The organism is Kitasatospora sp. NBC_00374 (assembly GCF_041434935.1).
GTDB lineage: Bacteria > Actinomycetota > Actinomycetes > Streptomycetales > Streptomycetaceae > Kitasatospora.
The window spans coordinates 948,160-974,250 of sequence record NZ_CP107964.1 but is presented as its reverse complement, the minus strand read 5'-3'; the positions used below and the strand labels follow the sequence as shown (position 1 = coordinate 974,250).

The following is a 26,091-nucleotide window of genomic DNA, read 5'->3' as shown; positions in this document are numbered from 1 at the left end:
GCGGGGCCGACTTCCTGTCAGCCCTGCCCACCTCGGGGACGGGCGAACCCCGGCCGGGCGCGGTGCCGGCCGTGGAGGCCGGCCCTGCGGCGGTACGTCAGCGCCGTTGCCAGCAGCCCGATGCCCAGGCCGACCGCGGCCGCGCCGCCCAGGGCGATCGGCAGACCGGCGTCGCCGCCGCCGGTGCGGGCCAGGTCGGGACCGGGGACGGCCGCCGGGCTGCTGGAGGCGTTCGTCGGGGCGGTCGCCGGGCTGGTCGAGGGGCTCGGGCCGGGGCTGCTCACGCTTGCCGGGGTCGGCCCGGTCCTGGTCCGGGAGGCGGCCGGCGCGGGCGAGTCGGGGAAGGCCGGGAGCACCGAACCGACCCGGAACTCGGCCCGGTCGTCGGCGGCGGAGGCGTCCGCGCCGCCCGGCGCGGCGGAGAGCGCGGCGGTGCCCGTCCGACGGTCGAACAGCTCGGTGGGCTCGACCTGGAAGGTGAAGGTCTCGGTCTCGTCCGGGTGCAGGGTCCTGGTGGGGGTGCAGGTGTACCCGGGGGTGCCGCCGGTGGCGGGCGCGCAGCCCGCGGGCGCCTCGGCCACCCGGAGGCCTTCGGGGAAGGCCAGCAGCAGGGCGACGGGCGTGCCCGCCGGGTCCCCGGGTGCCACGGGCACGTCGCCGGCGTTGCGGATGCCGAAGCCGGCCCTGGCCGTGCTCCCCAGCGTGCTCGCGATGTCGGGGGCGACCACGGCGAGGTCGCGCACCCGGCCGGTCTCCAGGTTGGCGTAGACCGTGGCGCCGCCGTACTCGACGCCGGAGGGCGCGGGCTCGGCCGTCAGCGTCAGGGCCGGTCCGGTGCCCCGCCGGGTGATCGCCGGGTCGCCGCCCAGCGCGCGGTCCTGCCGGCCGCCCTTGACGTCGACGCCGTACTCGAAGCGGGAGTTGGGCGGGTTCCCGCCGTCCTGGGGCGCGAGGACCACCGGGACGGCGGGCCGCAGGGCCTCGCCGGGGTGGACCACGAGCTCGTCGAACCGGCACAGCACGTAGGAGTCCGGTACGACCGGGTACAGGCAGTTGCCGTAGCTGCCCTCGACACCGAAGGCCGGCCGCTGCGCGAAGTACAGCACGACGCCGTTCGCATCCCGGTTGCCCCGGTTGACGAAGCCGGTGTCGATCGGGGTCGGGCCGCCCACCGTGGTCCGGGCGGGGAGCTGACGGGCGGCCAGGTCGGGCCCGTCGGCCACCTTCACGGTGGTGCGCGGCGTACCGGAGTGGCCGCCCTCGCTCGCACCGGTCGCGGTGACCCGGTACGAGATCGCGCCGGCCGCGCCGACCGCCGCGCCGGCGCTGGCGCGTACTCCGAGGCGGAGCGTGGTGGCGGCGGTCACCTCGCCGAGCGCGCAGACGGCCTGGAGGTGTGCGGTGTCGGTGAAGGCGCACTGCGCGGGCAGCCGGAGCTCCGCGACCTTGGCGAGCGCGCGTCCGTCGACCGTCACCTGCAGCCCGGTCAGGGTGGAACGGTTGTCGAGGCTGTGGATGTACAGCGCCAGGTCGCGGAAGGCCGGGTCACCCGGTGCGAGCTGCTGGTCCGACGGAGTCGGGTACTGCACCTCGAAGGCGGGCCTGTCCTGGGCGGCCCCCGCGGGCGCCGCCACCGTCGTCACCACCGCGGCGGCGGCTGCCGCCAGCACCCCGCGGACCCGCAATCCGGCCAAATCCGGTTCCCCCGTCGAACGCACGATCCAAAGGCCTTGATCCAACCACTCCGCCGCCGTCCGGGCCAACTCGCGCGGCGCGCCGGAACCGTCAGGCGGGACCGTCCCCCGCCGGCGGCTGCCGCGGGACGCCGAGCCCGTAGCCGGCGGCGATCGCGGGCCCGGCCGCGGCCGCCGCCGGCAGCGGTACCTGCGGCCCCCGGCCGGCGTTCAGCATCGGCGCGCCGAGGACTCCGCCGCCGAACACCGACGGCCCATCGCCACGGCGGTCGCCGCCACCATCGCCAGGTGCCGGCGCGGCTCCACCCGCGGCTCCCTCCTGCGGCACCCACGGCTGCCGCGGGCCGCCCGCCGCACCCGTTCCGACGGGGCTGCGCCGGGCGGTCCGTTCAGCCGCCCCGGGGGAGCGGGCCGAGTGTGCTCACCGCTTCGGGCTCACCGCTCCGGGCGGCGCAGGGCGACGAAGGCCCGGCCGTGCGAGCTCCATCGCTCGACCTCGGCCAGCCCGGCCGGCGCGGCGCGCCGGGCGAGGGCGTCGGCGTCCAGCCGGGCCCAGCCGAACGGCGGCCCGAGGCGGCCGTCCGGCCCCTCGACCCGGACCGTCAGCCGCTCGTCGGCGGGCCGGGGTTCGACCTCGACCAGCAGTCGGCCGCCGGGGCCGAGCAGCCGGGCGGACCGGTGCAGCAGGGCGTCCGGGTCGCCGCCGATGCCGAGGTTGCCGTCGGCGAGCAGGGCGGTGCCCCAGCGGCCCTCGCCGGGCAGCCGGTCGAAGACCGAACGGCACAGGGCGAGCCCGCCGAGGCCGGTGGTCCGGGCGACGGCCGCCCGGGTGACGTCCACCCCGAGCGCCGGGACACCGAGCGCCAGCAGTTCGGCGACCAGCCGGCCCGGCCCGCAGCCGATGTCCAGGGCGGGTTCGGCGGAGTCCAGGCAGCGCAGCAGCAGACTGTGGTCGGCGCCGGCCGCCGGGCCGCACCACCGGTCCACCTCCAGCGGCCGGCGGCTGCCGTCCGCGCCGCGCAGCCAGAGCGGGCCGCGGCCGGTCCGCATGGCCTCGGCGAACGGGTCGTCGACCCAGGGCCGCACGGCGGTCGTCATCGGCGGGCCGTCCGCTCGTGCCGGTCCGCTGCCCGTTCGGCGGCCTGGTCGGCGGTCCGGCCGACGGCCGCCCAGCGGACGGCGAACCGCCCCTCGGGAGCCGCCCGGGAGACCAGCTCGGCGTCCTCGACCGTGTCCACGTCCACCAGTTCCGGCAGATGGCAGACCGTCATGCCCTGCGCCACGATCCGCGCCAGCAGCTCCGCTCCCGTCCGCCCGGTCGACATCTCGACCCCGACCAGCAGCCGACGGGCGAGCTCCGGCGTCGGCCGGGCCAGCCCCAGCGCCCAGAAGCCGCCGTCCGCCGCCGGTCCGTACCAGGCGTCCACGCCGGGCCGCCGCGCGGCGGAGAGCGGCTCGGCCAGCGTGGCGGCGCCCAGCTGGGGGGTGTCCATGCCGACCAGCAGCGCCGGCCGGTCCGGCGGGGCGAGCGCGAAGGCCGCGGCGAGCCGCTCGTCCAGACCGCCCGTCACCTGCGGCGCGACCTCCCAGCCGGGCGGGAGCCAGCGGCCGGGCGCCCCGTCCAGCACCACCAGCCGCCGGCCGGCCGGGACCAGCGAGAGGGTCGCGAGGGTGTCCGCCAGCGCGGCCTCGGCCAGCCCGGCGGCCTGCTCGGGGGTGCAGGAGGGGGTCAGACGGGTCTTCACCCGTCCGGGCACCGGCTCCTTGGCGATCACCAGCAGGGTCGGCGGCGGCGCCGCCAGCACGGCCCGCATGTCCCGGACGGCCCGGAGGGTGCCGCGCAGCGTCCCGGTCACCTTGGACCGCCCGGTCCGCGGCCGGTAGTCCACCGGACGCTCGGCGATCCGCATCCCGGCGGCCGAGGCGGCGAGCACCATCTCCAGCGGGTAGCCGGAGCGGCGGTCGCCCAGCCCGAGCGCGAGCAGGCGCTCGCGCCGGGCCGCCCGCATCGGGCCGAGGTCGTGCAGGGGCGCCCCGGTCCGGGCGCGCAGGCGGCGGGCCAGCTCGGCGTTGGCGAGCCGGGCGTGCGGCGGCCAGGCGCCGCGGGCGGTCGGCCGGCGGCGGCCGAGCACCAGGTCGGCGGCGCCGTCCCGGACCGGGCCGGTCAGCCGGGGCAGCTGGGCCGGGTCGAGCGAGCCGTCGCAGTCCATGAAGCAGACCAGCTCGGCGGTGGCGGCCAGCAGGCCGGCGTGGCAGGCGGCGCCGAAGCCCCGGCGCGGCTCGGTCACCACGGTCGCGCCGAGCGAGCGCGCCAGCTCGGCGGAGCCGTCCGAGGAGCCGTTGTCCACCACGATGGGGCGCCAGCCGGGCGGCATCCGCCCGAGCACCCAGGGGAGGGCCGCCGCCTCGTCCAGGCAGGGCAGCACCACGTCGACAGAGAGGGAAGGAGTGGTCACCCGGATCAAGCTACCGACAGGAATACGGACAAAAGCCGTATCGGCACCTTACGGAAGTCGTACGGACCACCCGCGTGGTCCGGAGTACACCGCGGAGGTTCCTATCCTCGATGACGTGACCCAGACTCCTCCCACCGCCCGTGTCCTCGTGGTCGACGACGACCCCACCGTCGCCGAAGTCGTCACCGGCTACCTGCAGCGCGCGGGCTACCTGGTCGACCGCGCCGCCGACGGCCACCAGGCACTGGCCCGGGCCGCCGAGCACCGCCCCGACCTGGTGGTCCTCGACCTGATGCTGCCGGGGCTCGACGGCCTGGAGGTCTGCCGCCGGCTGCGGGCCGGCGAAACCGGCGCCGACCTGCCGGTGGTGATGCTCACCGCCAAGGGCGAGGAGGCCGACCGCATCCTCGGCCTGGAACTCGGCGCCGACGACTACGTCACCAAGCCGTTCAGCCCCCGCGAACTGGTGCTGCGGATCCAGTCCGTCCTGCGCCGCACCGTCCTCGCCGCGCCCGCCGACGGACTCCTCACCGCCGGGGACCTCACCCTCGACCAGCAGGCCCGCCGGGCCCGCCGGGGCGGGCGCGAGCTGTCCCTCACGCTGCGAGAGTTCGACCTGTTGGCCTTCCTGCTCCGGCACCCGGGCACCGCCTTCGGGCGGGAGGAGCTGATGCAGCGGGTCTGGGGCTGGGAGTTCGGCGACCTGTCCACCGTCACCGTCCACGTCCGCCGACTGCGGGAGAAGATCGAGGACGACCCGGCCGCCCCGGTGCTGATCAGCACCGTCTGGGGCGTCGGCTACCGCTTCGACCCGGTGAAGGGCTGAACCGCCGTGAAGGACCTGCTGCTCATCGCGATGTTCGCCGCCCTCGGGGCGTGTTCGGCCGGCCTGCTCGGCTGGCCGGTGGTGCGGCTGCTGCGCCGCCGCTCCGTCGCGCTCTCGCTGTTCATCGTCGCGCTGGTGACGGTGCTCGCCATGACGGCGGGGACGCTGGCGGTCGCCCGGGCGATGTTCCTGTCCCACCACGACCTCGGCGTGGTGATCACCGTGACCTCGATGGCCGCCGTGGTGTCCCTGGTCACCGCCGCCCTGCTGGGCCGCCAGGTGGTGGCGGGCAGCCGGGCGCTGACCGCGGCCGCCCGGACGGTCGGCAGCGACGCCGGGTTCACCGCACCCGGCCGCCCGCTGGGCTCCGAGCTCGCCGAGCTGAGCGCCGAACTGTCCGCCACCAGCGCCCGGCTGGCCGAGTCCCGTCGCCGCGAACAGGCCCTGGAGCACTCCCGCCGCGAGCTGATCGCCTGGATCTCGCACGACCTGCGCACCCCGCTGGCCGGGCTGCGGGCGATGGCCGAGGCCCTGGAGGACGGCGTCGCCGAGGACCCGGGCCGGTACCTGACGCGGATCGGCACCGAGGTGGACCGGCTGACCGGCATGGTCGACGACCTCTTCGAGCTCTCCCGCATCCAGGCCGGCGCGCTCACCCTCTCGCCCGCCCGGGTCTCGGTCTACGACCTGGTCGGCGACGCGATCGCCGGGGCGGACCCGCTGGCCCGTGAGCGCGGGGTCCGGCTGGAGGGTGCCGAGGTCGCCGCCGAGCCGATCGAGGTGGACGGCCGGGAGATCACCCGGGTGCTGGCCAACCTGCTGGTCAACGCGATCCGCTGCACCCCGGCCGACGGCGTGGTCGCGGTCGCCGCCCGCCGTGAGGCCGACGAGGTGCTGGTCTCGGTCACCGACGGCTGCGGCGGCATCCCCGAACCCGACCTGAGCCGGGTGTTCGAGACCGGCTGGCGGGGCGGCAGCGCCCGCACCCCCCGGCCGGCCGAGGCCGGCGCGCCCGGCCCCCACCACGGGGACACCGGCGCGGGCCTCGGCCTCGCGATCGTCCGCGGCATCGTGGAGGCCCACGCCGGGCGCGCCAGCGTGCGCAACGTCACGGGCGGCTGCTGCTTCGAGATCGCCCTGCCGTCCGCGGCCGCCCTGGGCTGAGGGTCAGAACTGCAGGGCCCAGGCGTCGAGGTGGCCGTGGAAGGCGATGATCTTGTCGCTCACCCGCAGCCGCCAGCGGCCGTCGGCGGTCTCGGCGGAGGCGTCGACGGTGAAGATCCGGGCCACGTCGTCGTCCCAGCACCACTCCCTCGGGCGGGCCCGCCGCCGACGCGGGGGTGCCGGCCGCGGCGCCGAGGAGCAGCGCCGTCGCGGCGGTGACCGTGGCGAGGGTGCGGTGGGTGTGGATCCTCGGTGCCATCGGACGGTCCTCCCGGAGCGGCGGTGCCCGGATGCGCGTCAGCGGAGATTAATGTGCATCTGCTCTCAGTAAGCTGACATGTGGTCATCCTGCGCACAAGGGGTGCGGCGCCCGGCTCTCGGCGGGGATGTCCGACCGGACCGCTACGTTCCAGTCATGGGACTCTCACTATCGGTCGGCATGCTCCACACCATGGCGGAAAGCGATCAGGAAGGACTCCGGTACCACCGGGAGGCCTTCGCCCGCCTCCACGACGCGCTGGCGGCGGAGGGCATCGACTGGCGCGAGCCGGAGCCTTCGGAGAGCGCCGGCACACCCCGGCACTACGCCGGCTTCCCCGCCCGCCACCTGACGCACCTGCGCCGCAGCTACGTCCTCCACCGGTGGGAGGAGCCCGTCACCCCGGCGCTCACCTGCGACCCGGCGCAGTACGCGCGCGACCTGCGGTGGATCGAGGACGAGACCTCGATGCTCTCCTCCCACCTGCTGTGCCACTCCGACTCCGCCGGCTACTACGTGCCGGTGGACTTCGACGACCCCCTCTTCCTGACGAGGGGCGCGGGGGTCGACGGAGGCGGCATCGTCGGATCGAGCCGGCGACTGCTGGCCGAACTGCGCGGCTTCGCGCCCGCGATCGGTGTGCGCCTCGACGCCGACGGCACCCTCAACGCCGAGGAGTCGGCCCGGCTGGCCCACCCCTCGCCGGACGACCCGTTCCAGGCCGAGACGTTCGGCTGGCTGCACCTCCACCTCGCCTGCCGGGCGAGTATCGCCGGTGGCCACGCCATCGTGTTCCACTGACCCGCCACCCGCCACAGCCGTGGGCAGGGCGTCAGACGTGGTGCGCGGACAGCCAGTCCAGGGCCGCCGTCGCGCCGGCGAGCACCGAGACGTGCCCTTCCCCGGGGAGCAGCCGGAGCTCGGCGGCGTGGCAGCGCCGGGCCAGCCACACACCGTGCGCACTCGGCACGATCCGGTCCCGGCCGCCGTGCAGCGCCAGCGTCGGCGCGGCCACCTGTGCGGGGTCGAACCCCCAGGCGCGGACGTACGCGAGGTCGTCGTCGACCATGGCGCCGATGCCGATGCCGATGCCGATGCCGTTGTCCAGGCCCCGGCCGGCGACGTCGGCGAGCCAGGACCACGCGCCGCCGAGCGCCGCACGGTCGGCCGCGGTGAACGACTCGGGATCGAACTCGGCGGCGGTCAGCAGGGCTTCGAGCGAGGACCGGCCCTCGACGGCGGCACGCAGCTCGGCCGCGCCGGAGCCCGCCATACCGGCGAACCAGTTGCGACGCCGCCGGGACGGCGGGCAGACTGCTGTCCCCCCGGCCGGGAGTCGCCGTGGGGACGCTGCCACGGATGCGGCTCCCGGTAGCGGTCACCCTGCGGAGGCTCCTGTGAACGACCGCCAGCGGCACATCCTCGCCGTGACCGTCGCCGTCGCCGTACCGGTCGCGATCATCATCCTGGTCCTCAGCGGGGTCCTCGCCCCCGACGGGCCGCAGTGCGGCACCGGCCAGGACGTCCACCCCTGCTGAGCCGGCGTCCACCCTCCGGACCGCCGACTGCGCCGCTGCCCGCGCCGGGTAGCCTTCCGCGCATGTCGCAGCCGGTGAAACTCGTCATCCTGATCACCACTCGGCCGGGCCGCGGCCCGGAGCAGATCGCCGCCTTCGAGCGTCTCGCGCCGACCGTACGAGCCGAAGCGGGCTGCCTGCAGTACGACCTGCACCAGGTGAGTGGCGAGCCCGACCGCTTCGTCCTCGTCGAGCGGTGGGCGTCGAAGGCAGCGCTCGCCGCCCACGATGCCACCCCGCACATGATCGAAGCCGATGCGGCCAACCCGGCGTTCCGCGCGGGCCTCGCCGAGGTCATCGAGCTCGTCGACGAACCGCTGGCCTGACGGCAGCCCGACCGGCGCCCCGCACCGGCGCACCTGGAGCAGGGACGCCCCCGGTCAGGACTGCCGGGTCAACCTGCTGCTCGCGAACCCGTCCTGCTTCAGCTCCAGGCTGCCGTCCGAGTTCAGCTCGAAGGTGACCGCCACCGACACCTGCGGGTCGCAGCCCGGGTTGGACGTGGTGAGGGTCTCCGAGACCACGACGGACTGCTCGGAGGCGGAGACCAGGATGGACGTCTCCCCGCACTGGATGCCGAGCGCGGCCATGGTCGTGGACGCGTGCCCGACGGTGTCGCCGACCTGGCCCTGGACGAGCTGGACCCGGTACGTCGAGACGGTGCCCGAGTCCTGGGTCACCACCCCCTGCCAGGTGCCGAGGTAGCCGTCCGGGACGGCCCCGGCCGGCTCCGGCTCGCCGGATGCCTGGGCCGCCGCGCCCTCCTCCGCGGCGGCACCGGTCTGGCCGCCGTCGCCCGCCGCGCCGCCCGCCTCCGCCGAGTCGGCCGAGGACTGCTGCGCCCCGCCGGCCCCGGCCGGTGCCGCGGTGCCGTGGCTGAGCCAGAAGGTCAGCCCCGCGGTGGCGGCCAGCGCGAGCGCCACCCCGCCGGCCGCGGCCGCCCGCCGGCGCCCGCGCTGCGCCGACCGGCCGGCCGCCTCGGCCACCGTCGGTCCGGCGGCGTCCGGTCGGGCGGTGTCCTGCCGGGCGGTGTCCTGCCGGGCCGGAGCCCGGCCGGCCGCCGGCGTGTCCAGCTCGGTGGGCGGGCCGAACTCCGCCGGGCGCCCGGCCGGTTCGCGGGTGGCCTCGGCGTCGAGGCCGAGCAGCTCGACCGCCAGCCGGGCGACGGAGTCGGACACCGCCGGCGGCAGCCACCCGGCCTGCCCGAGGCGGACCGGGCCGCCCGCACCGTTCGTCAGCCGGTCGCGGACCTGCTCCGGCGTCGGCCGGTCGGCCGGCTCCTTGGCCAGGCAGTCGGCCACCAGCTCGCGCAGGTCGCCGTCCAACGCGCCCAGCTCGGGCGGCTCGTGGACCACCCGGTAGATCAGTACGGCGGCGCTCAGCCCCTCGCCGAACGGTGCCGCGCCGGTGGCCGCGTACGCGAGCACCGCACCCAGCGAGAACACGTCGCCGGCCGGCCCCGGGGTCTGTCCCCGGGCCTGCTCGGGGGACATGAAACCGGGGGAGCCGACCACGAAGCCCGAGCGGGTGAGCGCGGTGGCGGCGTCCAGCGCGCGGGCGATACCGAAGTCGATCAACTGCGGGCCGTCCAGGGCCAGCAGGACGTTGGACGGCTTGACGTCCCGGTGCACCAGCCCGAGACCGTGCACCGCCGCCAGAGCGTCGGCCAGGCCCGCGCCGAGCGTCCGCACCGCGCCGTCCGGCAGCGGCCCGAACTCCCGGACCGCCGTGCCGAGGGCCGGCCCGGCCACGTACCCGGTGGCGACCCACGGACGGGCGCCGTCGGTGTCGGCGTCCAGCACCGGAGCCGTCCAGCGGCCGCCGACCCGCCGGGCCGCCTCGACCTCCTGGCGGAACCGGCTGCGGAACTCGGCGTCGGCGGCGTACTCGCCGTGCACCACCTTGACGGCCACCGTCCGGCCGCCGGCCGTCCGGCCGAGGTAGACCCGTCCCATCCCGCCGGCGCCCAGCCGCCGCAGCAACCGGTAGTCGCCGATCTGCTGCGGATCCCCTGCGACCAGTGCTTCCATGCCTACCCCGCCCCTGTTCCGGACCGCCGCCGGTCCCTTGCCGGGACGACCGTACCGGGTACGGGCGGTCCCGCGCCCGCCGGACCGGGGATCGGCACCGCTACCGCCCGGAGCTGCCCGAATCACGCCGCAACGCTGCCCCCGCGAACTCCGCCATCCCCTCGGCGAAGCCCACCCGCGGGCGCCAGCCGAGCTCGGCCCGCAGCCGCGTCGAGTCCGCCGTGACGTGCCGGACGTCCCCCAGCCGGTACCGACCGGTGACCACCGGCGCCGGCCCGCCGGAGGCCCGGGCCAGTACCGCCGCCATCGCGCCCACCGTGTGCACCTCGCCGCTGCCCACGTTGTACGCCCGCGCGCTGCCCGGCGGGCGCCCGGCGACCGCGCCGAGGGCGGCCACGTTGGCCGCCGCGACGTCCGCCACGTGCACGAAGTCCCGGCGCTGACCGCCGTCCTCGTACACCCGGGGGGCCTCCCCCCGGGCCAGCGCCGAACGGAACAGTGAGGCGACCCCCGCGTACGGCGTGTCGCGGGGCATTCCCGGCCCGTACACGTTGTGGTAGCGCATCGTCAGCACCCGTCCGCCGCAGGCCCGCGCCCACGCCGAGGCGAGCAGCTCCTGCGCCACCTTCGACGCCGCGTAGACGTTCCGCGGGTCCACCGCGGCGTCCTCGCCGACCAGCCCGGGCGCCAGCGGCGCGCCGCACTCCGGGCAGGGCGGCTCGAAGCGCCCCGCGTCCAGGTCGCCGACCCGGCGCGGCCCCGGCGCGACCGCGCCGTGCACCCCGCAGCGGTAGCTCCCCTCGCCGTACACCACCATCGACCCCGCCAGCACCAGGTCCCGCACCCCCGCCCGGGCCATCGCCGCGAGCAGCACCGCCGTACCGAGGTCGTTGCAGCCCACGTACTCGGGCGCGTCGTCGAGATCCAGCCCCAGGCCCACCATCGCCGCCTGGTGGCAGACCGCGTCCACACCCCGCAGCTCCTCCTCGACCAGCGCGCCGTCCCGGACGTCGCCCTGCCGGAACCGGACACCCGGCGGCAGCCGCGGCGCCCGGCCCGAAGGATGGACGGCGGGCAGCAGCGCGTCCAGCACCCGCACCCCGTGCCCGGCCGCGACCAGCTGCGCCGCGATCCGCGACCCGATGAACCCGGCGCCGCCGGTGAGCAGAATCTCCATGCCGCGACGTTAGAGCCCACCGGGCGCCCCGAGGGCCTGCCGCGACGGACCGTCAGCATTCCGTAAGGCCACGCCACGGCGCGACCGCCGCCCGCCCGGCCGCGTAGGCTCTGGACATGCGAGTGATCACCGATCTCGACCGCAGACTCTTCGACCGGGTCGCCGTGAGCCGACTGCGCGGGGCCCACCCCGTGCTGCCCAGACTCACCAGAGCCGCCAACCACGGCGTGCTCTGGCTGGGCACGGCCGCCGTCCTGGCCGCCACCCGCAACCGCACCGCGCGCCGGGCGGCGCTGCGCGGGGTCGGCGCCCTCGCCCTCGCCTCGGCGACGGCCAACATCTTCGCCAAGGGCGCCACCCGGCGGCCCCGGCCGCTGCTGGACCAGGTCCCCGTCGTCCGCCGCCTGGTGGTGCAGCCGACCACCACCTCGTTCCCGTCCGGCCACTCCGCCTCGGCGGCGGCCTTCGCGACCGCCGTCGCGATCGAGTCCCCGCTGCTCGGCCTGGTGGTGGCGCCGGTCGCGGCCGGGGTGATCGCCTCCCGGGTCTACGTCGGCGTCCACTACCCGGGCGACGTCCTGGCCGGTGCCGCGCTCGGCGCCGGCCTCGCCGCGCTCACCCTGCGCTGGTGGCCGGCGCGCGCCGCCGAACCGGCCCGCACCGCGCCGCCCGGCACCGAGGCACCGGCCCTGCCGCGCGGGAACGGCCTGACCGTGGTGGTCAACCCGAGCGCCGGCGCGGACGGCCCCGAGGCCACCATGGCGGAGCTCCGCACCCTGCTGCCCGAGGCAGACCTCCGGCTCTGCGGCCCGGACGACGACCTCGCCGAACTGATGGACCGCGCCGCCGGGGCCGCCACCCGGGCCGGCGGCGCCCTCGGCGTGTGCGGCGGCGACGGCACCGTCAACCTGGCCGCCACCGTCGCCGCCCGCGACGGCCTGCCGCTCGCGGTCTTCCCCGGCGGCACCCTCAACCACTTCGCCGTCGACCTCGGCAGCCACGACCTGCGCTCCACCGCCGAGGCGGTGGAGCAGGGCAGCGCGGCCGGCGTCGACCTCGGCCGGGTGACCGGCGGCGACACCGACCGGCCGTTCCTCAACACCTTCAGCATCGGCGTCTACCCCGACCTGGTCCGCATCCGCGAGAAGCACGAGAAACGGATCGGCAAGTGGCCCGCGCTCGGGCTGGCCCTCACCCGGGTGCTGCGCACCGCCCAACCGATGCCGGTCAGCGTTTCCGGGGTGCCGCGCCTGCTCTGGCTGCTGTTCGCGGGCAACGGCCCGTACGACCCGCCGGGCTTCGCCCCCAGCCACCGCAGCCGCCTGGACGACGGCCGGCTCGACATCCGGGCCGTCGACGGCAGTCGGCCCTTCGCCCGGACCAGGCTGGTCGGCGCCTTCCTGCTCGGCACCCTCGGCAACTCCCGGATCTACCGGGAGGTCCGGCTCTCTGCGCTCGACCTGACGGACCTGCGCGGCGTGGACCACTTCACCGTCGACGGCGAGGTGGTGAAGGCCCCGGACCGGCTGCTGCTGCACAAGGCCGCCCGCGCCCTGACCGTCTACCGCCCGCAGGACCCGGCCATCCCCTGATCCGCCCTGGTCCGAGCCGGTCCGGCGCGATCCGCCCCTGGATCCGCCCCTGGACGAGACCCGGCAGCGGCCGGTCGCGCATGATGGACGGGTGCCCGAAGGAGACACCGTCTACCGCGCGACCGCCCAGCTGCACGCGGCACTGGCCGGCCAGGTGCTGACCAGCGCCGACCTGCGGGTGCCCGCACACGCCACCGCCGACCTGACCGGCCGCCGCGTGCTGGAGGTCGTCCCGCGCGGCAAACACCTGCTGACCCGGATCGAGGGCGGCCTCACCCTCCACACCCACCTCCGGATGGACGGCCGCTGGGCGCTCTACCGCCTCGGCGAACGCTGGAGCGGCGGCCCCGCCTTCCAGATCAGGGCCGTCCTCGGCACCGACCACCACACCGCCGTCGGCTACCGCCTGCCCGTCGTCGAACTGCTGCGCACCGCCGACGAACAGCGGGCCGTCGGCCACCTCGGCCCCGACCTCCTCGGCCCCGACTGGGACGCCGCCGAGGCCCGCCGCCGCCTCACCGGACAGCCCGACCGCCCCCTCGGCGAGGCCCTGCTCGACCAGCGCAACCTGGCCGGCCTCGGCAACGTGTACGCCAACGAGCTCTGCTTCCTCGCCGGAGTCACCCCGTGGACCCCGGTCGGCTCGCTGCCCACCCTCGACCGCCTGCTCGCCCGCGCCCGGCAACTCCTCGACGCCAACAGACTCCACCCCGGCCACGTCACCACCGGCGACACCCGCCCCGGCCGCCAGAACTGGGTCTACGGCCGCGCCCGCCGCCCCTGCGCCCGCTGCGGCACCCCGCTGCGCACCGGCACCCACGCCGAGGACCGCCCCGCCACCTGGTGCCCGCACTGCCAGCGCGGCCCCACCCCCTGAAACACGCTTGCCCGCCCCGGCGGACCAAGGCGCTCAACCGGGTGGACCTCTTCGGCGACGGCGCGCTCGCCGGCCCGCTGCTGCGGGCCCTGGCCGACTACCCGGAGTTCCGCTGCGCGGCCTGGGCCGCCACCGCCTGCGCCGAACTCGGCCTGAGCCGGGCCGTCCCGCTGATCCTCCCGCTGCTGACGGACCGGGAGCCGCTGACCCGCTCCACCGCCTGTGAAGCCCTCGGGCGGTTCGGCGACCCGGCGGCCGTACCGGCACTGGTCGACCTCCTCGACGATCCGGCCGAGCACGTGCGCGCGGGCGCGGCGGCCGCCCTCGGCGCGATCGGCGGGGCGGCGGCCCGGGCGGCGCTGTGGCGCGAGCTGACGCTGCTGCGCCACCCCAGGGCCGGGTATCTGGCCTCCGCCGTCGGCACGTTCGGGCCGGCCGTGCTGGAGGACCTGATCGCGCTGGCCGCCGACCCGTCCCCCGACCGGCGGTACTGGGCCTGCCGGGCACTGGGCGTGACCGCCGAGGACCGCGCCCTGCCCGTCCTCGAACGGCTGGCCGCCACCGACCTGGCCCGTGCGGAGTTCGGCGGCCGGGTCGCCACCGCGGCCCGGCACGGGCTGCGGGCGGCGCACCGGATCCGCGCCCGCCGCAGCCCGCCGCGCGCCGGTGCCGTCGGCTCCGAGGAGGGAAGGGCCGTACCGGCAAAGGGTTCTGTCAGTGCTCGACCAGCGCGGGACGGCGAGGGTCGTCCACCCGAACGGTGAGGTCGGCCAGGTCCTCCGGACCGGTCTCGGCCCGGTAGCGGGCGAACGCGGGCAGCGTCCAGCGCTCCTCGGCCGGCGTGTGCCTGGCCAGCGCCCCGTCCCCCATCGCCAGATGCACCGTCAACTCGAACGGCAGCCATCGCCCCAGCAGCAGCGCCCCGTCCAGCACCAGCACCCCGCCCGGCGCCAGCTCGGTGTACGGGGTCCGGGCGGCCCGGTCGTGCTCCGCGTCCCGGAGTGCGGGCAGGACCCGGCCGCTGCCGCCGGGCCCCAGCGGGTCCAGCACCTCCCGCAGCAGGGCCCGGTCGTCCAGCCAGAGGTCGTGGTACGCGTCGACGTCCTGGTGCCCGTACTCCAGGCGGATCGAGGCCGGGCGCAGGAAGTCCGCCGCGGACACCCGCAGCACCGGCCGCCCGAGCAGCCGCAACGGCTCCACCAGTGCGTCCGCCAGCACACCGGGCCGCGCGGCCGGTGCTCCGTCGACGGCCACCCGCACCCACCGGCCCTCGCCGGCCGGCAGCGCGGCGATCCGTCCGGACAGTACCTCGGTCAGCCGTTCGGGAGAGATCGGTGTCACCTGCATCCCGCCATCCTGGCACCCCGCCCGGCGCCGGCCGCCGGGGGGCGCGCCCCGCCGCCGCGGCGCGCGGGGCGCGCACCCTGCCGGTCGGCATCGCCCGCAACACCGCTATATTGCGCCGGAACTGGCAGATGTTCACCTTGCGGGGGAGTGCCGTGCCCATGCTCAGCCTTGCCGACGTCGACCGCCTCGCCGCGGACGCCCACGCCGGACAGCTCGACAAGATCGGCGTGCCGTACGTGGCGCACGTCCGGGCCGTGGCCGAGGCGGTCGCGCCGTTCGGGACCGGCCTGCAGATGGCCGCACTGCTGCACGACGTCCTGGAGGACACCGCGCTCACCGCCGACGACCTGCTGCGGGCCGGGGTGCCGTTCAGCGTGGTCGCCACGGTGCGAAGGGTCAGCCGGACGGAGGGCGTCGGCTACCACGCCATGCTCCGGCAGATCGTCACCGACCACTCCGCCACCCTGGTCAAGATCGCCGACAACGCCCACAACTCCCGGGCCGACCGGGCCGCCCAGCTGCCCGAGGCCGACCGTGAACGGCTGGCCGAGCGCTACCGCTCCGCCCGGCGGATCCTGTGGCCGGCCGCCGCCCCGGCGGACATCCGGGCCATCCTCGCCGCCGTCAACCCGGCCCTGCTCGACGAGCTCGCCGAACCGGTCGCCTGACCCTGCTCCCTGCTCCCGAGCAGGCAGGGCGTGGGCGGGGCCGCGGCCCGGGCGTCCGGGCCAGCACTGGCCCGCAGCTCCGCACAGGAGCAGGCTGGAACCCAGGGACGCGTCCGGCCGGTCGCGGGCACCGTCACGGCGCCACGGTCCGGCCGACCGCACCAGCATCCGAGCACTGGGAGCCGGCGATGTCCGACATGCAAGACAGGTTCAGTGACAAGGCCGAGCGCGACGCCGAGGACATCCGCGCCGCGGACCCGGAGGAAGGCATCACCTCCTACCAGACCGCCCACGCCCAGGACATGTCCCCGGCCGAGGGCGAACTGCTGGAGGAGACCTCGGAAGGCGGCCAGCAGTGACGCACGGCGGCGCCGCGGCCCGCGAACCGAAGACCAGCGACTGGCAGGTCCGGCTGCACGTCACCGAGGACGGCGACCACACCCTGGCGCACGCCGTCCTCGACACCGGCAGCGGCCTGCTGGAGGCTGACGCCGAGGCCCACCGCAGCCCGCACGACCCCGCCGCCCCCGCGATCGGCGACGAGCTGGCCGTCGGCCGCGCCCTGCTCGACCTCGGCCACCGGCTGGTGCAGGCGGGGTCGGTCGCCGCCGAAGCCGCCGAATCGGCCCGCCGCCGCGACGGAGAGTGACTACGAAGCATCCTTGCCGCAGTAGCACCACAGGCCGGTCGACGTGAAAAGCCGTACCCGAATAACCGAAACTGTGTCCTATCATCGCCCGCGGGCCGGAACTCTCCGGCCCGTGGCTGCGTCACTCTCGGTGGCCGCATGCCCGTGCGGATCAGACCTCCCGGGGGTGGACAGGTGGACGAGAAGACAGGCACGACCGGCCCCGTCGGCGCGCAGCAGGACCAGGGCTGGGAACTCCCCGACTACGAACACCTCCGCGAGCTCGGCGCGGGCGCCGCCGGCCGGGTCGTCCTCGCCCACCACCGGGCCACCGGCACCCCCGTCGCGGTCAAGTACCTCACCGGCTCCTCCGCCGACCACCAGGGCTTCCGCGCCGAGGCCGAACTGCTCGCCGCGCTGCACTCGCCGCACATCGCCCAGCTCTACGAGTACGTCGAGAGCCCGAACGGCGCCGCCATCGTGATGGAGCTGGTCGACGGCATCTCGCTGCGCGACCTGCTGCGCTCCGAGGGCGCGACGGCCCCCGAGGCAGCGCTGACCGTCCTCAAGGGCTCCCTGCTCGGCCTCGCCGCCGCGCACGGCGCCGGCGTCGTGCACCGCGACTACAAGCCCGCCAACGTGCTGGTCTCCGCCGACGGCTCCTCCAAGCTGGTCGACTTCGGCATCGCCGTCCGCCGCGGCGACACCGGGGCGATCGCCGGCACCCCCGCCTACATGGCGCCCGAGCAGTGGGCCGGCCAGCCGGCCGCCCCCGCCGGCGACGTCTACGCCGCCACCGCGACCTTCTTCGAGTGCCTCACCGGCGCCAAGCCGTACGCCGGCACCACGCTGATGGAGCTGGCCGTCCAGCACACCGAGGCCCAGATCCCCGCCGAGCAGGCCCCCGAGGCGCTGCGCCCGCTGATCCGGGCCGGCCTGGCCAAGACGCCGCAGGAGCGGCCGGACGGCGCGGCCCTGCTGGTCGAGGAACTGGAGGCGGTGGCGGGCGCCGCGTACGGGGAGGACTGGGAGGAGCGCGGCCGGCGCCAGCTCGCCGGCCTGGTCGCCCTGCTGCCCCTACTGCTGCCGTTCGCCGGCGCGCAGGCCGGCGGCGCCACCACCTTCGCCAGCACCAGCCTCGCGCCGCCCACCGCACCCGGACCGGTGCCGGGCGCGGCGCGGTTCGGGCGGCGGGCCAAGCTGGCCAGCGCCGCCACCGGGGTCGTCCTGGTCGCGGGCGCCATGGCGGGCGTCGCGGTCGCCGGGGCGACCGGTGCCTCCGGCAGCACGGAGGTGGCCGCCCCCAAGGCGACCACCACCCTGGGCGCGGCCGGGCCCGTCACCGACCCCTCGCCCTCGCCGTCGGCCTCCGTCGAGCCCTCGCCGTCGCCCTCCGCGTCCGGGTCGGCCTCGCCCAGCGCCTCCCCGTCGCCCTCGGCGACCGTCGTCGCCCCGCCCTCGGCTCCCGGCACCCCGACGCCCAAGGTCTCGCCGAGTGCGTCGGTCACCACCAAGCCCGCCAGCCCCTCACCGACCCTCGGCACGGCCACGCCCACCGTCACCCCGACCGTGGTGGCGCCGCCCCTGCGGATCCTCTCGGTGAAGCCGGTGTTCACCTGCAGCCCGTCGTCGGCGACGGCGACGGTCACCGTCCTCACCGACGGCGCGGCCGACGGCACCCTGAACGTGAGCTGGACCAGCGGCCTGTCCCGGTTGCCGACCACGCACACCTTCGCCCTCCGCAAGGGTCAGACGAAGGCGGTAACGTTCAGCGACACGATGCCGTTCGGCGCGGCGTCCACCCTCACCGCCCGGGTCACCACCACCCCGGCGAGCAGCCTGTCGTCCCACACCTTCGACACCATCACTTGCAACCCGCCCCGCTGAGAGCAGGACCGGCATGACCACTCAACCCCCGTCCGACCCGGACCGCACCGTCCGCCTCGGCAAGCAGGGCGACGAGCCGGCCGCACCGGCCCTCGAGCTCGGCCCGGTCCGGCGCCCGAATCCCGCCGAACCGGAGGTTCCGGCCGAACCCGAGACTCCCGCGAAGGCCGGCCCGTCCGCCAGGCCAGTGCCGACCGCGAAGCCCGAGGCGCCGGAGCACACGGTCCAGCTGGTGGTGCCCGCCGCCGCGCCGGAGCAGACCGTGCAGCTGGTGCTGCCCGCCGCCGGACTCCCGGAGCAGACGGTGCGGCTCGGCGGGACGGCCGGGGGACCCGACGCCACGGTGCAGCTCCGGGTGGAGGACGTGCCCGACGCGGAGTCCACCGTCCGCCTTCCGCCGAAGGGGATCGCCGCGGCGCCCGGGGCGGAGGAACTGACGGTCCGTCTGGACGAGACGGACCCGGTGGCCGCCACCGTACGGCTCGACCAGCCTCCGGCCGCGACCTCCGTGACGGCGCCCGTCCCGGTGCCGGCCGACAGCGCGACCTTCCTCGACCCCGAGGCCTGGCCCAGCGCCGCCGAGCGCACCACCCCGCAGCCCGGGGTGCCCGCCGCGCCGGTGCCCGTCGCACCGGTGCCCGTCCCGCCCGTGCCCGCGGAGCCCGACCCGGCCGGCCCGACCCCGCCGGACGGCCTGCGCCGCTTCGGCCCCGGTGTCCCGCCGCAGGCCGCCGCGGTCTGGCACGGCGCCGCGCAGACCGAGGCGCCCGAGCCGCCCCGCAAGCGCCGGCGCCGCTGGCTGATCCTGCCGCTCCTGCTGCTGCTGGCGGTGCTCGCGTACCTCGGCTGGCAGCGCTACGGCCACCCGGTCGTGGTGAAGTCGGTCACCGTGCAGACCGACGCGGCCGGCCCGGCCTGTGACGGGACCCAGGCGATCACCGCCGAGCTGGAGACCGACGGCGGCGCCGGCGAGGTCCGCTACCGCTGGCTGCGCAGCGACGGCACGGACTCCGGTGAGCTCACCCAGCGGGTGCCGAGCGGCCACCGCACCACCGACCTGGTGCTCCGCTGGTCGTTCCACGGCCAGGGCAGCATGGATGCGACGGCCACCCTGGAGGTCCTGTCGCCGGACCCGCGTACCGCGGCCGTCTCGTTCACCTACACCTGCCGCTGACCCGAGGGTCGGCCGGCCCGGCCGGGCGCACCGGTCAGGCCGGCCACTCCACGGTGTCGCGCCGGACCACCAGGGGTTCGGCGACCTCGCTCTCGTGGAATCTCAACTGGCCGACCACCACCGGGCCTTGGACGCCGGTACGGGTGGCGAGCCGGCGCAGCAGTATCCCCAGGTCGTCGAACTCGTCGGGGTGAACCTCCCGGTGGGCCGTCAGTGTCCAGCCGTCGGGTGCCTCGGTGAGGGTGCCGCAGTCCGCCAGCAGCGGATCCGGGCCACCGGGGCCGGCCGGCCGGGGTCCGATCCCCAGGTGCCAACGCAGCCCGGCCAGTTCGCCGTCGGACAGCGGGCCCGGCAACCGCACCGACAGGGTCATCTCGTACTCGTCGCTCATCCGCCGCACCCTACCGCCGGGGCCGGGCGGCCCGGTCGGCGCCCGTCCTGTGTGCAGCCGAAACGGCGTCAGTCCGCCACACCGCTGCGCCATCGGGTGAGAGCGTGACCGCCGATGGCCGAGTGCGTGGGGTCGGCCGGCGCCGCGCGGCCATTGGCGTGACAGCCGGTGCGCATACGTACCGAGGGGGTCTCGCGCGGGTAGACCTTGGAAATCCGACACTCGTTCCGGGTGGCGTCTGCTCGGTCGCGCCGTGCCTTCGCGCTGCCACGGGCGCGAGCAGCCGAGCCCGCGTCCGCGGAGTCGCCCTCCAGGAAGGCAGAAGGATGCCCGACCCCACCCAGGAACGGAAGCTCCGCCGGCACTTCGAGCTGCTCGACTTTGACGGCAACGGTTTCATCGAGCAGAGCGACATCGAGGAGTTCGTCGAGCGGATCACGGAGGCCGCCGGGGCCGAGGGCACTCCGCAGAGCGTGCGTCTGCGGGAGGAGGGCGGGCGGCTGTGGCGGCGCCTGCAGAAGGCGCTCGACACCGACGGGGACCAGCGGATCAGCCGGGACGAGTTCGTCGGCGCGGCGGACCTGAACGCGGTGATGGCCATGGCGGTCGAGCTCGGCGCGGCCTCCTTCGAGGTGACCGACACCGACCGGGACGGCCGGATCAGTCTCCAGGAGTGGATCCGGATGGACCGGAAGCTCGGCGTCAGCCACGCCGACAGCATGCACGGCTTCCGGCTGCTCGACCGGGACGGCGACGGGTTCGTCACCCGGGCCGAGTACGTCAAGGGCGTGGAGGAGTTCTACCGGAGCGACGATCCCCAGGCGCCCGGCAACTGGGCGTTCGGCGGGTTCTAGCCGCCGGCTCGGGCCCCCGGCCGGCCCGGCCTGAGCCGTCCGGCGGGGGCCTGCTGTCACCGGGTCAGTTGTCCTGTTCGGACGGCTGGTCGCTGTCGGCCCGCTGGGCGGGCAGCTCCTCGGTGAGGCGGTGCGGCGGCGAGCCGGGCAGGTCGGACTCGTCGGCCCGGTGGCCGAAGTAGATCACTCCCGCCCGCCCTCGCCACGCGGGGTCGGCGCAGACCAGCCCCTCGGGGTAGGCGGGGTAGCCGTAGGACTCGACGTAGGCGGAGTGGCGCTGGTAGCTGCGGCGGTAGACGCCGTCGCCGTTGGCCGAGCCGTTGGCGTTGGTGTTGCCGGCCACGACGGTGATGGTGTCGTCGGTGTAGGCGATGCAGATGCCGGTGTGCGTCCCGCCCGGGCCGTCCGGGTTGCCGGGCGCGCCGAAGAAGACCTGGGCGCCGATCGCGGGGTAGACCGAGAGCCGGTTGCGCTGCTTGAACCAGCCGCGCCCGACCGTGCAGGAAGCGGTGTTGGGAAAGCGGGTGGCGTTGCCGGTCTGCTTGGCGACGGCGCTGACGAAGTCCGCGCACCAGCTCTCGGCGGGCCGGTTCATCTCCTGCGAGAAGCGGTTGGTGTTGCCGGGTCCCTCCCGGTAGCCGATCCAGCTCTTGGCCTTGTCGATCATCGCTCGTGCACCGGGCATTTCTTCCTCCAAACGGCCGGGCCCTGCCAACGACTGTCGGCAGGGCCCGGTCACGGGGATGGTGCGTCGACGTCCGATGCGCCGGACGGAGGATGGTCGGCGGCGCACCCTCCCGGATCAGCAGCGACCGAAGACTTCGCAGTCCTCCCAACGGGTTCCGCCGGGAATCGCGTCGGCGGGGGCCTCGGTGGCGGCGGGGGCTTCCGCGGAGCGTGCCCCGGGCGCGCTGAAGGACTTCACGCCGGGGGCGCTGCTGGGGGCGCTGGTGGGCGCGGTGGGGTGACCACCCGCGAGGCGTACGGCGATGGCGTCGATCACCGGGCGGGGGGTGGTGCCGGCGAAGTTGCTGAGCATGACGGTGAAGGCGAGCCGGCGCCCGTCGGGCGCGGTGGCGTAGCCGGACAGGTTGTCGACGCCGCTCATCGAGCCGCTCTTGGCGTGCACGTTGTTCGCGGCGGCGGTGCCGCGCATCCGGTTGGCCAGGGTGCCGCCGACCATCCGCTCGGGGTTGCCGGCCACCGGCATCGCGTCGTACCAGGCCTTGAACCAGGGCTTGTCCTGGGCGACCTTCAGCAGGCCGGTCATCTTCGCCGGGGTGATCAGGTCGTACCGGGACAGGCCGGAGCCGTCGACCTGGCGGCCGGCCGGGCTCTCCAGGCCGTTGGCCTTGAGGAAGCCCTTGACCTGGGTGATTCCGGCGGACCAGCTGCCCTGTCCGCCCTTGACCTTGCCGAGCTCCTTGGTCAGGTGCTCGGCGATGCCGTTGTTGCTGATCTTGAGCATCGGGACGATCAGCTCGCCGATCGGCTTCGAGTCGTGGGCGGCCAGCGGCTGGGAGGCCTCGCTGCCAGTGGCGGCGGCGACCGGCCGGGTCACCCGCACGCCGTGCCGGGCGAGCGCCCCGGCGAACACCCGGCCCGCGTAGTCGGTCGGGTTCTCCACGGTGGCCAGCGTGGACACCGGCGCGGCACCGACCGCGATGCTGCCGCTCAGCGCCAGCTCGTTGACCCCGCGGCGGCGCTCGGCGTCCGCGGTGGACCCGCTGCCCGCGGCGCCCGTGGTGACCGTGCCGATCAGCTTCACCGGCGCGTCGGCCGGGAACAGGGTGACCTTGGCCGCCTCGCCGGCCGTGGCACCCGGCGTGATGGTCACCTTGACGGTGTCCATCGTGTACTCGGTGTCGGTGGCGACCGTCAGGCCGGAGATCTGCGGGCTGTACGAGTACGGCTCGTCGTCCCAGGCCCAGCCGGGGCCGAGCGGGGTGGAGTCGTAGCGGGTGCCGTCGGCCAGCACCCGGCCGGTGACGTTGGTGATGCCGGCGGCCGACACCTTCGCGGCCAGGTCCTCCAGGTCCGCGGGCAGCAGGCTCGGGTCGCCGCCGCCGCGCAGCACCAGGTCGCCGACCAGGGTGCCGTTGTAGCGGCTTCCGGTGGTGCGCACCTCGGTGGTGAACCGGTGGTCGGCGCCGAGCAGGTCCAGCGCCGCGGCCGAGGTGACCGTCTTGAGCGTGGAGGCCGGGGTCAGCAGCGCGTCGGCCTGGTGCTGGTAGACCACCTGACCGGTGGTGGTGTCGATCACCTGCACGCCGGCCTGCGCGCCCGCGAGCCTGGCGTCCGCGAGGATCGCGTCCAGATCGGCGACGAGCGTCGGGTCGGCCGGCGGGGCACTGTCCGCGGCAGCGGATCCGACCAGCAGGGTGGCGGCGAGCGCGGTCGCCGCGAACGGCACGGCACGGCGCTTCAGGTGTGACGGCAAGAGTGCTCCAGGATCCGGGAACGGCGGGGAGCACACCACGTTGCGCCGTGCCGGTGTCCGGGCACGGGTCGACAGCTGCCCCCCGTTGGCGTGTGCCGGACAGATCATAGCCTGACGGTCAGTCAGTCGATCCCCGCCCGTACCGCCCTCACCAGGTGATACGCGTCGACGCGCGAAAAAGTCGCACCCGGGTTCGGCGGAGCCGCCGCCATTTTCGGATGCGCCGGTATCGCCCCGGTATCGCCGGCCGGACACCACCGTAAGGACAGTGCCGGCCCGGGGCGGCTCAGCCCTGCGGTGCGACCGCCTCCCCGTCCGACTTGACGGCCTCGACCAGACGCTGGTGCACCTCGCGCGCGGACGCCTCGTCGGCCGCCGCCACCGGGCTGCCCTCCACCGTGAACCAGTCCAGCGCCCCGCTGTACTGCACCGTCAGCCGGGCCTCGCCGTCGATCCACATCGTGTGCACGGTCAGATCGCCCTTGATCACCCCGATTTCCACCGTCCGCACCCCGCCGTGCCCCGCCAGAATCCCCTGTGTCGTCCAGGTCGCCCAGGTGTTCACCAGCCCACTCCCATCCGGCGCCGAACGCACGCCTCGCCCTGCCCCCACAGGTACCCACCCTGCGCCAGGCGGAGCCCGATGTCACCCGGACGGACGCATCCCGCCCCTCGGGCGGGGCGCTCCGGCCGGGACTAGCATCGGCACTATGGCAGAGCGACAGTTCGCGCTCACCGCGCCGCAGCTGGTCCTGGACACCGACGGCGACTCGCGGGTCATGAGCCCGGGCCGCACGTATCACGTCGGCCGGGACCCGGCGGGTGAGATCGTCCTCGACGACCCACGGGTCTCCTGGCACCACGCCGTCCTGCACACCGGGGACGGCCACTGGATGCTCGACGACATCGGCTCCACGAACGGCACGTACACCCAGGGCCACCGCGTCCAGCACCTGGACGTCGGCCCCGGCAGCGTCCTGCGCTTCGGCAGTCCCGCCGACGGCCCGCGCTGCACCCTCACCGCACTACCCGAGCCGACCACCCGGCGCCGGCCCTCCGCGCTGACCTCCCTCACCGGCTCCTACCGGCCGCCGACCGCGATGCACCCGCTGCCGGAGAAGGTGGTCCGGATCGGCCGTGCCCCCGACAACGACCTCACCGTCGCCGACCTCTCGGTCTCCCGGCACCACGCCGAGCTGCGGGCCCGGCCCGACGGCGGCTACGAGATCGTCGACCTCGCCAGCCACAACGGCACCTACCTCAACGGCCAGCCGGTGCAGAGCGCCGTGGTCGGCCCGCAGGACCTGATCGGCGTCGGCCACTCGATGTTCTGCCTGGTCGGCGACGAACTCCAGGAGTTCGTCGACACCGGTGACATCGACCTCGACGTGGAGGGGCTCACCGTCACGGTCGGTGAGGGCCGCACCCTGATCGACGGGATCAGCTTCCCGGTCGGCCAGAAGACCCTGCTCGCCGTCGCCGGGCCCAGCGGCGCCGGAAAGTCCACCCTGCTGAACGCCCTCACCGGCCTGCGCCCCGCCGACCGCGGCACCGTCCGCTACGACGGCCGCGACCTGTACCGCGACTACGCAGAGCTGCGCCAGCGCATCGGCCTCGTTCCGCAGGACGACATCCTGCACACCCAGCTCCAGGTCCGTCAGGCCCTGCGCTACGCCGCCGAACTCCGCTTCCCCGGCGACACCCTGCCCGCCGAACGGGCCGCCCGGGTCGAGGAGGTGATCGGCGAGCTCGGCCTCGACAAGCGCGCCGACCAGGTGATCTCCAGCCTGTCCGGCGGCCAGCGCAAGCGGGTGAGCGTCGCCCTGGAACTGCTCACCAAGCCCTCCCTGCTCTTCCTCGACGAGCCCACCAGCGGCCTCGACCCCGGGATGGACCGGTCGGTCATGCAGATGCTGCGCGGACTCGCCGACGACGGCCGCACCGTGGTCGTGGTCACCCACAGCGTGCTCAGCCTCGACCTGTGCGACCGGTTGCTGCTGCTCGCCCCCGGCGGCCGGATCGCCTACTACGGACCGCCCGGCGAGAGCCTGGAGTACTTCGGTTTCGGTCAGTGGCCCGAGGCCTTCGAGGCGTTCGAGAACGAGACCGACCGCGACTGGGCCGGCCAGTACCGCTCCTCCAACCCCTACCGCCGCTACATCGCCTCCGCGATGGAGCAGCCGGGCCGCCCCGCCGAGGCCCCGCCCGCCGTCCACCCGCCGCCGCCCGCGCCGCAGCACTGGCACCGGCAGGTCGGCACCCTGGTCCGCCGCTACGCGAGCGCGCTCACCGCCGACCGGACCTTCCTCGCCGTGATGATCGCGCTGCCGTTCGTCATGGGCGCGATGGCCCGCGCCCTGGCCGGCAGCAAGCTCACCCCGGACACCGCGCTGAACGCCCTGCTCATCCTCTGCGTCGGCGGTGTGCTCACCGGCGCCGCCAACGCGGTGCGCGAGCTGGTCAAGGAACGCACCATCTACCAGCGGGAGAGAGCCGTCGGCCTGTCCAGATCCGCCTACCTCTGCTCGAAGATCATCGTGTTGGGCACCATCACGGTGGTGCAGGCCGTGGTGCTCACCATGGTCGCCCTGGTCGGTGTCGAGCTCAGACCCGACGGCGGCTCCGGGGTCCTGATGTCACCCCTGGTGGAGATCGCCCTGGCCGTCGCGCTGCTCTCGCTGACCGCGATGATGCTCGGCCTGCTCATCTCCGCGCTGGTCAAGAAGGAAGAGGTGACCATGCCGCTGCTGGTCCTGGTCGCCATCATCCAGGTGGTCTTCTGCGGCGCCCTGCTCCAGCTCGACGGCATCCCCGGCCTCAACCAGCTGTCCTGGCTGGTGCCCTCCCGCTGGGCCCTCGCCGCCATGGCCTCCACCATCGACCTGCACGCCGTGGTGCCGGGCGACCTCACCGACGACCCGCTGTTCGCCCACAAGGCCTCCACCTGGCTGATCGACATGGGCGCGCTGGTCGCCCTGTCCGTGCTCTTCGGCTTCATCGTCGCCCGGCTGCTGCGCCGGCACGAACCGGCCGTGATGCGGCGGTAGGCG

At 75.5% G+C, this 26,091-nt stretch carries 28 protein-coding genes and 1 pseudogene; 15 read left to right on the top strand and 14 right to left on the bottom strand.

Annotation, left to right across the window (positions count from 1 at the left end):
• Nucleotides 1-17: 17 nt before the first annotated feature.
• The 5 genes and pseudogenes from OG871_RS04540 to OG871_RS04520 form a co-directional block, all read right to left on the bottom strand.
• Complete coding sequence (locus OG871_RS04540) at nt 18-1,694, bottom strand: hypothetical protein (protein WP_371494360.1); 1,677 nt, start codon at nt 1,692-1,694, stop codon at nt 18-20.
• 91 nt (nt 1,695-1,785) lie between these two features.
• A complete protein-coding gene (locus OG871_RS04535) occupies nt 1,786-1,941 on the bottom strand; it encodes a hypothetical protein (RefSeq protein ID WP_371494359.1) in 156 nt (51 codons plus the stop codon).
• Nucleotides 1,942-2,129: 188 nt separating this feature from the next.
• A complete protein-coding gene (locus OG871_RS04530) occupies nt 2,130-2,792 on the bottom strand; it encodes a methyltransferase domain-containing protein (RefSeq protein WP_371494358.1) in 663 nt (220 codons plus the stop codon).
• Nucleotides 2,789-3,508: a DUF2064 domain-containing protein gene (locus OG871_RS04525; protein ID WP_371503210.1), complete on the bottom strand. Its 720-nt coding sequence runs from the start codon at nt 3,506-3,508 to the stop codon at nt 2,789-2,791. Before OG871_RS04525 ends, OG871_RS04530 begins: the two co-directional genes overlap by 4 nt.
• Nucleotides 3,482-4,159 (bottom strand): annotated as a pseudogene (locus OG871_RS04520) (glycosyltransferase family 2 protein); the annotation flags it as partial. The gene OG871_RS04525 and the pseudogene OG871_RS04520, both read right to left, overlap by 27 nt.
• Nucleotides 4,160-4,265: 106 nt before the next feature.
• On the opposite strand from OG871_RS04520, the gene OG871_RS04515 reads away from it, so the two are divergent.
• Nucleotides 4,266-4,976, top strand: coding sequence for a response regulator transcription factor (locus OG871_RS04515; protein WP_371494357.1), 711 nt, complete (start codon nt 4,266-4,268; stop codon nt 4,974-4,976).
• A 6-nt stretch (nt 4,977-4,982) separates the two neighbouring features.
• Entirely contained in the window at nt 4,983-6,140 is a 1,158-nt protein-coding gene (locus OG871_RS04510) for a sensor histidine kinase (RefSeq protein WP_371494356.1), read from the top strand.
• A 3-nt stretch (nt 6,141-6,143) separates the two neighbouring features.
• On the opposite strand, the gene OG871_RS04505 is transcribed toward OG871_RS04510, so the two are convergent.
• Complete coding sequence (locus tag OG871_RS04505) at nt 6,144-6,266, bottom strand: proprotein convertase P-domain-containing protein (protein WP_371494355.1); 123 nt, start codon at nt 6,264-6,266, stop codon at nt 6,144-6,146.
• A 289-nt stretch (nt 6,267-6,555) separates the two neighbouring features.
• Between OG871_RS04505 and OG871_RS04500 the strand changes: the two genes are divergently transcribed.
• Nucleotides 6,556-7,200 carry a hypothetical protein gene (locus OG871_RS04500; RefSeq protein WP_371494354.1) on the top strand — a complete coding sequence of 215 codons (645 nt, stop codon included), beginning with the start codon at nt 6,556-6,558 and terminating at the stop codon, nt 7,198-7,200.
• Between the two features lie 31 nt (nt 7,201-7,231).
• Here the strand turns inward: OG871_RS04500 and OG871_RS04495 are convergent, their stop codons facing one another.
• Nucleotides 7,232-7,672, bottom strand: coding sequence for an alpha/beta fold hydrolase (locus OG871_RS04495; RefSeq protein ID WP_371494353.1), 441 nt, complete (start codon nt 7,670-7,672; stop codon nt 7,232-7,234).
• 124 nt (nt 7,673-7,796) lie between these two features.
• Between OG871_RS04495 and OG871_RS04490 the strand changes: the two genes are divergently transcribed.
• Nucleotides 7,797-7,937 carry a hypothetical protein gene (locus OG871_RS04490; protein WP_371494352.1) on the top strand — a complete coding sequence of 47 codons (141 nt, stop codon included), beginning with the start codon at nt 7,797-7,799 and terminating at the stop codon, nt 7,935-7,937.
• 62 nt (nt 7,938-7,999) lie between these two features.
• Nucleotides 8,000-8,302 carry a putative quinol monooxygenase gene (locus OG871_RS04485; protein WP_371494351.1) on the top strand — a complete coding sequence of 101 codons (303 nt, stop codon included), beginning with the start codon at nt 8,000-8,002 and terminating at the stop codon, nt 8,300-8,302.
• A gap of 54 nt (nt 8,303-8,356) precedes the next feature.
• Here the strand turns inward: OG871_RS04485 and OG871_RS04480 are convergent, their stop codons facing one another.
• A complete protein-coding gene (locus tag OG871_RS04480; RefSeq protein WP_371494350.1) occupies nt 8,357-10,006 on the bottom strand; it encodes a serine/threonine-protein kinase in 1,650 nt (549 codons plus the stop codon).
• A gap of 100 nt (nt 10,007-10,106) precedes the next feature.
• The gene (locus OG871_RS04475; protein WP_371494349.1) at nt 10,107-11,183 is read right to left on the bottom strand and encodes an NAD-dependent epimerase/dehydratase family protein; all 1,077 of its coding nucleotides are present in this window, start codon (nt 11,181-11,183) and stop codon (nt 10,107-10,109) included.
• A gap of 116 nt (nt 11,184-11,299) precedes the next feature.
• Between OG871_RS04475 and OG871_RS04470 the strand changes: the two genes are divergently transcribed.
• The 3 genes from OG871_RS04470 to OG871_RS04460 all read left to right on the top strand — a co-directional run bounded on the left by OG871_RS04470 (nt 11,300) and on the right by OG871_RS04460 (nt 14,416).
• Complete coding sequence (locus OG871_RS04470; RefSeq protein ID WP_371494348.1) at nt 11,300-12,775, top strand: bifunctional phosphatase PAP2/diacylglycerol kinase family protein; 1,476 nt, start codon at nt 11,300-11,302, stop codon at nt 12,773-12,775.
• 91 nt (nt 12,776-12,866) lie between these two features.
• Nucleotides 12,867-13,652: a DNA-formamidopyrimidine glycosylase family protein gene (locus OG871_RS04465; RefSeq protein ID WP_371494347.1), complete on the top strand. Its 786-nt coding sequence runs from the start codon at nt 12,867-12,869 to the stop codon at nt 13,650-13,652.
• A gap of 41 nt (nt 13,653-13,693) precedes the next feature.
• Nucleotides 13,694-14,416 (top strand): HEAT repeat domain-containing protein, encoded by a 723-nt coding sequence (locus OG871_RS04460; protein WP_371494346.1) that lies wholly within the window; start codon nt 13,694-13,696, stop codon nt 14,414-14,416.
• Here OG871_RS04460 and OG871_RS04455 read toward each other — a convergent pair.
• On the bottom strand, nt 14,367-14,999 hold the full coding sequence (locus OG871_RS04455) for a uridine kinase (RefSeq protein WP_371494345.1): 633 nt from the start codon (nt 14,997-14,999) through the stop codon (nt 14,367-14,369). The two genes, OG871_RS04460 and OG871_RS04455, sit on opposite strands and share 50 nt — an antisense overlap.
• A 158-nt stretch (nt 15,000-15,157) precedes the next feature.
• Between OG871_RS04455 and OG871_RS04450 the strand changes: the two genes are divergently transcribed.
• The 5 genes from OG871_RS04450 (at nt 15,158) to OG871_RS04430 (ending at nt 19,356) form a co-directional block, all read left to right on the top strand.
• Nucleotides 15,158-15,667, top strand: coding sequence for an HD domain-containing protein (locus OG871_RS04450; RefSeq protein WP_371494344.1), 510 nt, complete (start codon nt 15,158-15,160; stop codon nt 15,665-15,667).
• Between the two features lie 188 nt (nt 15,668-15,855).
• Nucleotides 15,856-16,026 (top strand): hypothetical protein, encoded by a 171-nt coding sequence (locus OG871_RS04445; protein ID WP_371494343.1) that lies wholly within the window; start codon nt 15,856-15,858, stop codon nt 16,024-16,026.
• Nucleotides 16,023-16,316 (top strand): dsRBD fold-containing protein, encoded by a 294-nt coding sequence (locus OG871_RS04440; RefSeq protein WP_371494342.1) that lies wholly within the window; start codon nt 16,023-16,025, stop codon nt 16,314-16,316. Before OG871_RS04445 ends, OG871_RS04440 begins: the two co-directional genes overlap by 4 nt.
• 174 nt (nt 16,317-16,490) lie before the next feature.
• Nucleotides 16,491-18,182, top strand: coding sequence for a protein kinase (locus OG871_RS04435; protein WP_371494341.1), 1,692 nt, complete (start codon nt 16,491-16,493; stop codon nt 18,180-18,182).
• Nucleotides 18,183-18,195: 13 nt separating this feature from the next.
• Complete coding sequence (locus OG871_RS04430; protein ID WP_371494340.1) at nt 18,196-19,356, top strand: hypothetical protein; 1,161 nt, start codon at nt 18,196-18,198, stop codon at nt 19,354-19,356.
• A gap of 34 nt (nt 19,357-19,390) precedes the next feature.
• Here the strand turns inward: OG871_RS04430 and OG871_RS04425 are convergent, their stop codons facing one another.
• Nucleotides 19,391-19,747 (bottom strand): hypothetical protein, encoded by a 357-nt coding sequence (locus OG871_RS04425; RefSeq protein WP_371494339.1) that lies wholly within the window; start codon nt 19,745-19,747, stop codon nt 19,391-19,393.
• A gap of 326 nt (nt 19,748-20,073) precedes the next feature.
• Here OG871_RS04425 and OG871_RS04420 point away from each other — a divergent pair, with 326 nt between their 5' ends.
• Entirely contained in the window at nt 20,074-20,601 is a 528-nt protein-coding gene (locus OG871_RS04420) for an EF-hand domain-containing protein (protein ID WP_371494338.1), read from the top strand.
• Between the two features lie 64 nt (nt 20,602-20,665).
• Here OG871_RS04420 and OG871_RS04415 read toward each other — a convergent pair whose 3' ends face one another.
• From OG871_RS04415 to OG871_RS04405, 3 genes are all read right to left on the bottom strand, one after another.
• Complete coding sequence (locus OG871_RS04415; RefSeq protein ID WP_371494337.1) at nt 20,666-21,286, bottom strand: CHAP domain-containing protein; 621 nt, start codon at nt 21,284-21,286, stop codon at nt 20,666-20,668.
• A gap of 117 nt (nt 21,287-21,403) precedes the next feature.
• Nucleotides 21,404-23,041 (bottom strand): D-alanyl-D-alanine carboxypeptidase/D-alanyl-D-alanine-endopeptidase, encoded by a 1,638-nt coding sequence (gene dacB / locus OG871_RS04410; RefSeq protein ID WP_371494336.1) that lies wholly within the window; start codon nt 23,039-23,041, stop codon nt 21,404-21,406.
• 286 nt (nt 23,042-23,327) lie between these two features.
• Nucleotides 23,328-23,606: a hypothetical protein gene (locus OG871_RS04405; protein WP_371494335.1), complete on the bottom strand. Its 279-nt coding sequence runs from the start codon at nt 23,604-23,606 to the stop codon at nt 23,328-23,330.
• A gap of 145 nt (nt 23,607-23,751) precedes the next feature.
• Here OG871_RS04405 and OG871_RS04400 point away from each other — a divergent pair, with 145 nt between their 5' ends.
• Nucleotides 23,752-26,088 (top strand): FHA domain-containing protein, encoded by a 2,337-nt coding sequence (locus OG871_RS04400; protein WP_371494334.1) that lies wholly within the window; start codon nt 23,752-23,754, stop codon nt 26,086-26,088.
• Nucleotides 26,089-26,091 lie beyond the last annotated feature (3 nt).

What these genes read in the sequence shown, in the direction of transcription:
- OG871_RS04530 (WP_371494358.1), bottom strand. Translation starts at nt 2,792, where the DNA reads ATGACGACCGCCGTGCGGCCCTGGGTCGACGACCCGTTCGCCGAGGCC.
- OG871_RS04525 (WP_371503210.1), bottom strand. Translation starts at nt 3,508, where the DNA reads ATGCGGGCCGTGCTGGCGGCGCCGCCGCCGACCCTGCTGGTGATCGCC.
- OG871_RS04500 (WP_371494354.1), top strand. Translation starts at nt 6,556, where the DNA reads ATGGGACTCTCACTATCGGTCGGCATGCTCCACACCATGGCGGAAAGC.
- OG871_RS04495 (WP_371494353.1), bottom strand. Translation starts at nt 7,672, where the DNA reads ATGGCGGGCTCCGGCGCGGCCGAGCTGCGTGCCGCCGTCGAGGGCCGG.
- OG871_RS04485 (WP_371494351.1), top strand. Translation starts at nt 8,000, where the DNA reads ATGTCGCAGCCGGTGAAACTCGTCATCCTGATCACCACTCGGCCGGGC.
- OG871_RS04480 (WP_371494350.1), bottom strand. Translation starts at nt 10,006, where the DNA reads ATGGAAGCACTGGTCGCAGGGGATCCGCAGCAGATCGGCGACTACCGG.
- OG871_RS04475 (WP_371494349.1), bottom strand. Translation starts at nt 11,183, where the DNA reads ATGGAGATTCTGCTCACCGGCGGCGCCGGGTTCATCGGGTCGCGGATC.
- OG871_RS04470 (WP_371494348.1), top strand. Translation starts at nt 11,300, where the DNA reads ATGCGAGTGATCACCGATCTCGACCGCAGACTCTTCGACCGGGTCGCC.
- OG871_RS04455 (WP_371494345.1), bottom strand. Translation starts at nt 14,999, where the DNA reads ATGCAGGTGACACCGATCTCTCCCGAACGGCTGACCGAGGTACTGTCC.
- OG871_RS04450 (WP_371494344.1), top strand. Translation starts at nt 15,158, where the DNA reads ATGCTCAGCCTTGCCGACGTCGACCGCCTCGCCGCGGACGCCCACGCC.
- OG871_RS04445 (WP_371494343.1), top strand. Translation starts at nt 15,856, where the DNA reads ATGTCCGACATGCAAGACAGGTTCAGTGACAAGGCCGAGCGCGACGCC.
- OG871_RS04430 (WP_371494340.1), top strand. Translation starts at nt 18,196, where the DNA reads ATGACCACTCAACCCCCGTCCGACCCGGACCGCACCGTCCGCCTCGGC.
- OG871_RS04425 (WP_371494339.1), bottom strand. Translation starts at nt 19,747, where the DNA reads ATGAGCGACGAGTACGAGATGACCCTGTCGGTGCGGTTGCCGGGCCCG.
- OG871_RS04420 (WP_371494338.1), top strand. Translation starts at nt 20,074, where the DNA reads ATGCCCGACCCCACCCAGGAACGGAAGCTCCGCCGGCACTTCGAGCTG.
- OG871_RS04415 (WP_371494337.1), bottom strand. Translation starts at nt 21,286, where the DNA reads ATGCCCGGTGCACGAGCGATGATCGACAAGGCCAAGAGCTGGATCGGC.
- OG871_RS04400 (WP_371494334.1), top strand. Translation starts at nt 23,752, where the DNA reads ATGGCAGAGCGACAGTTCGCGCTCACCGCGCCGCAGCTGGTCCTGGAC.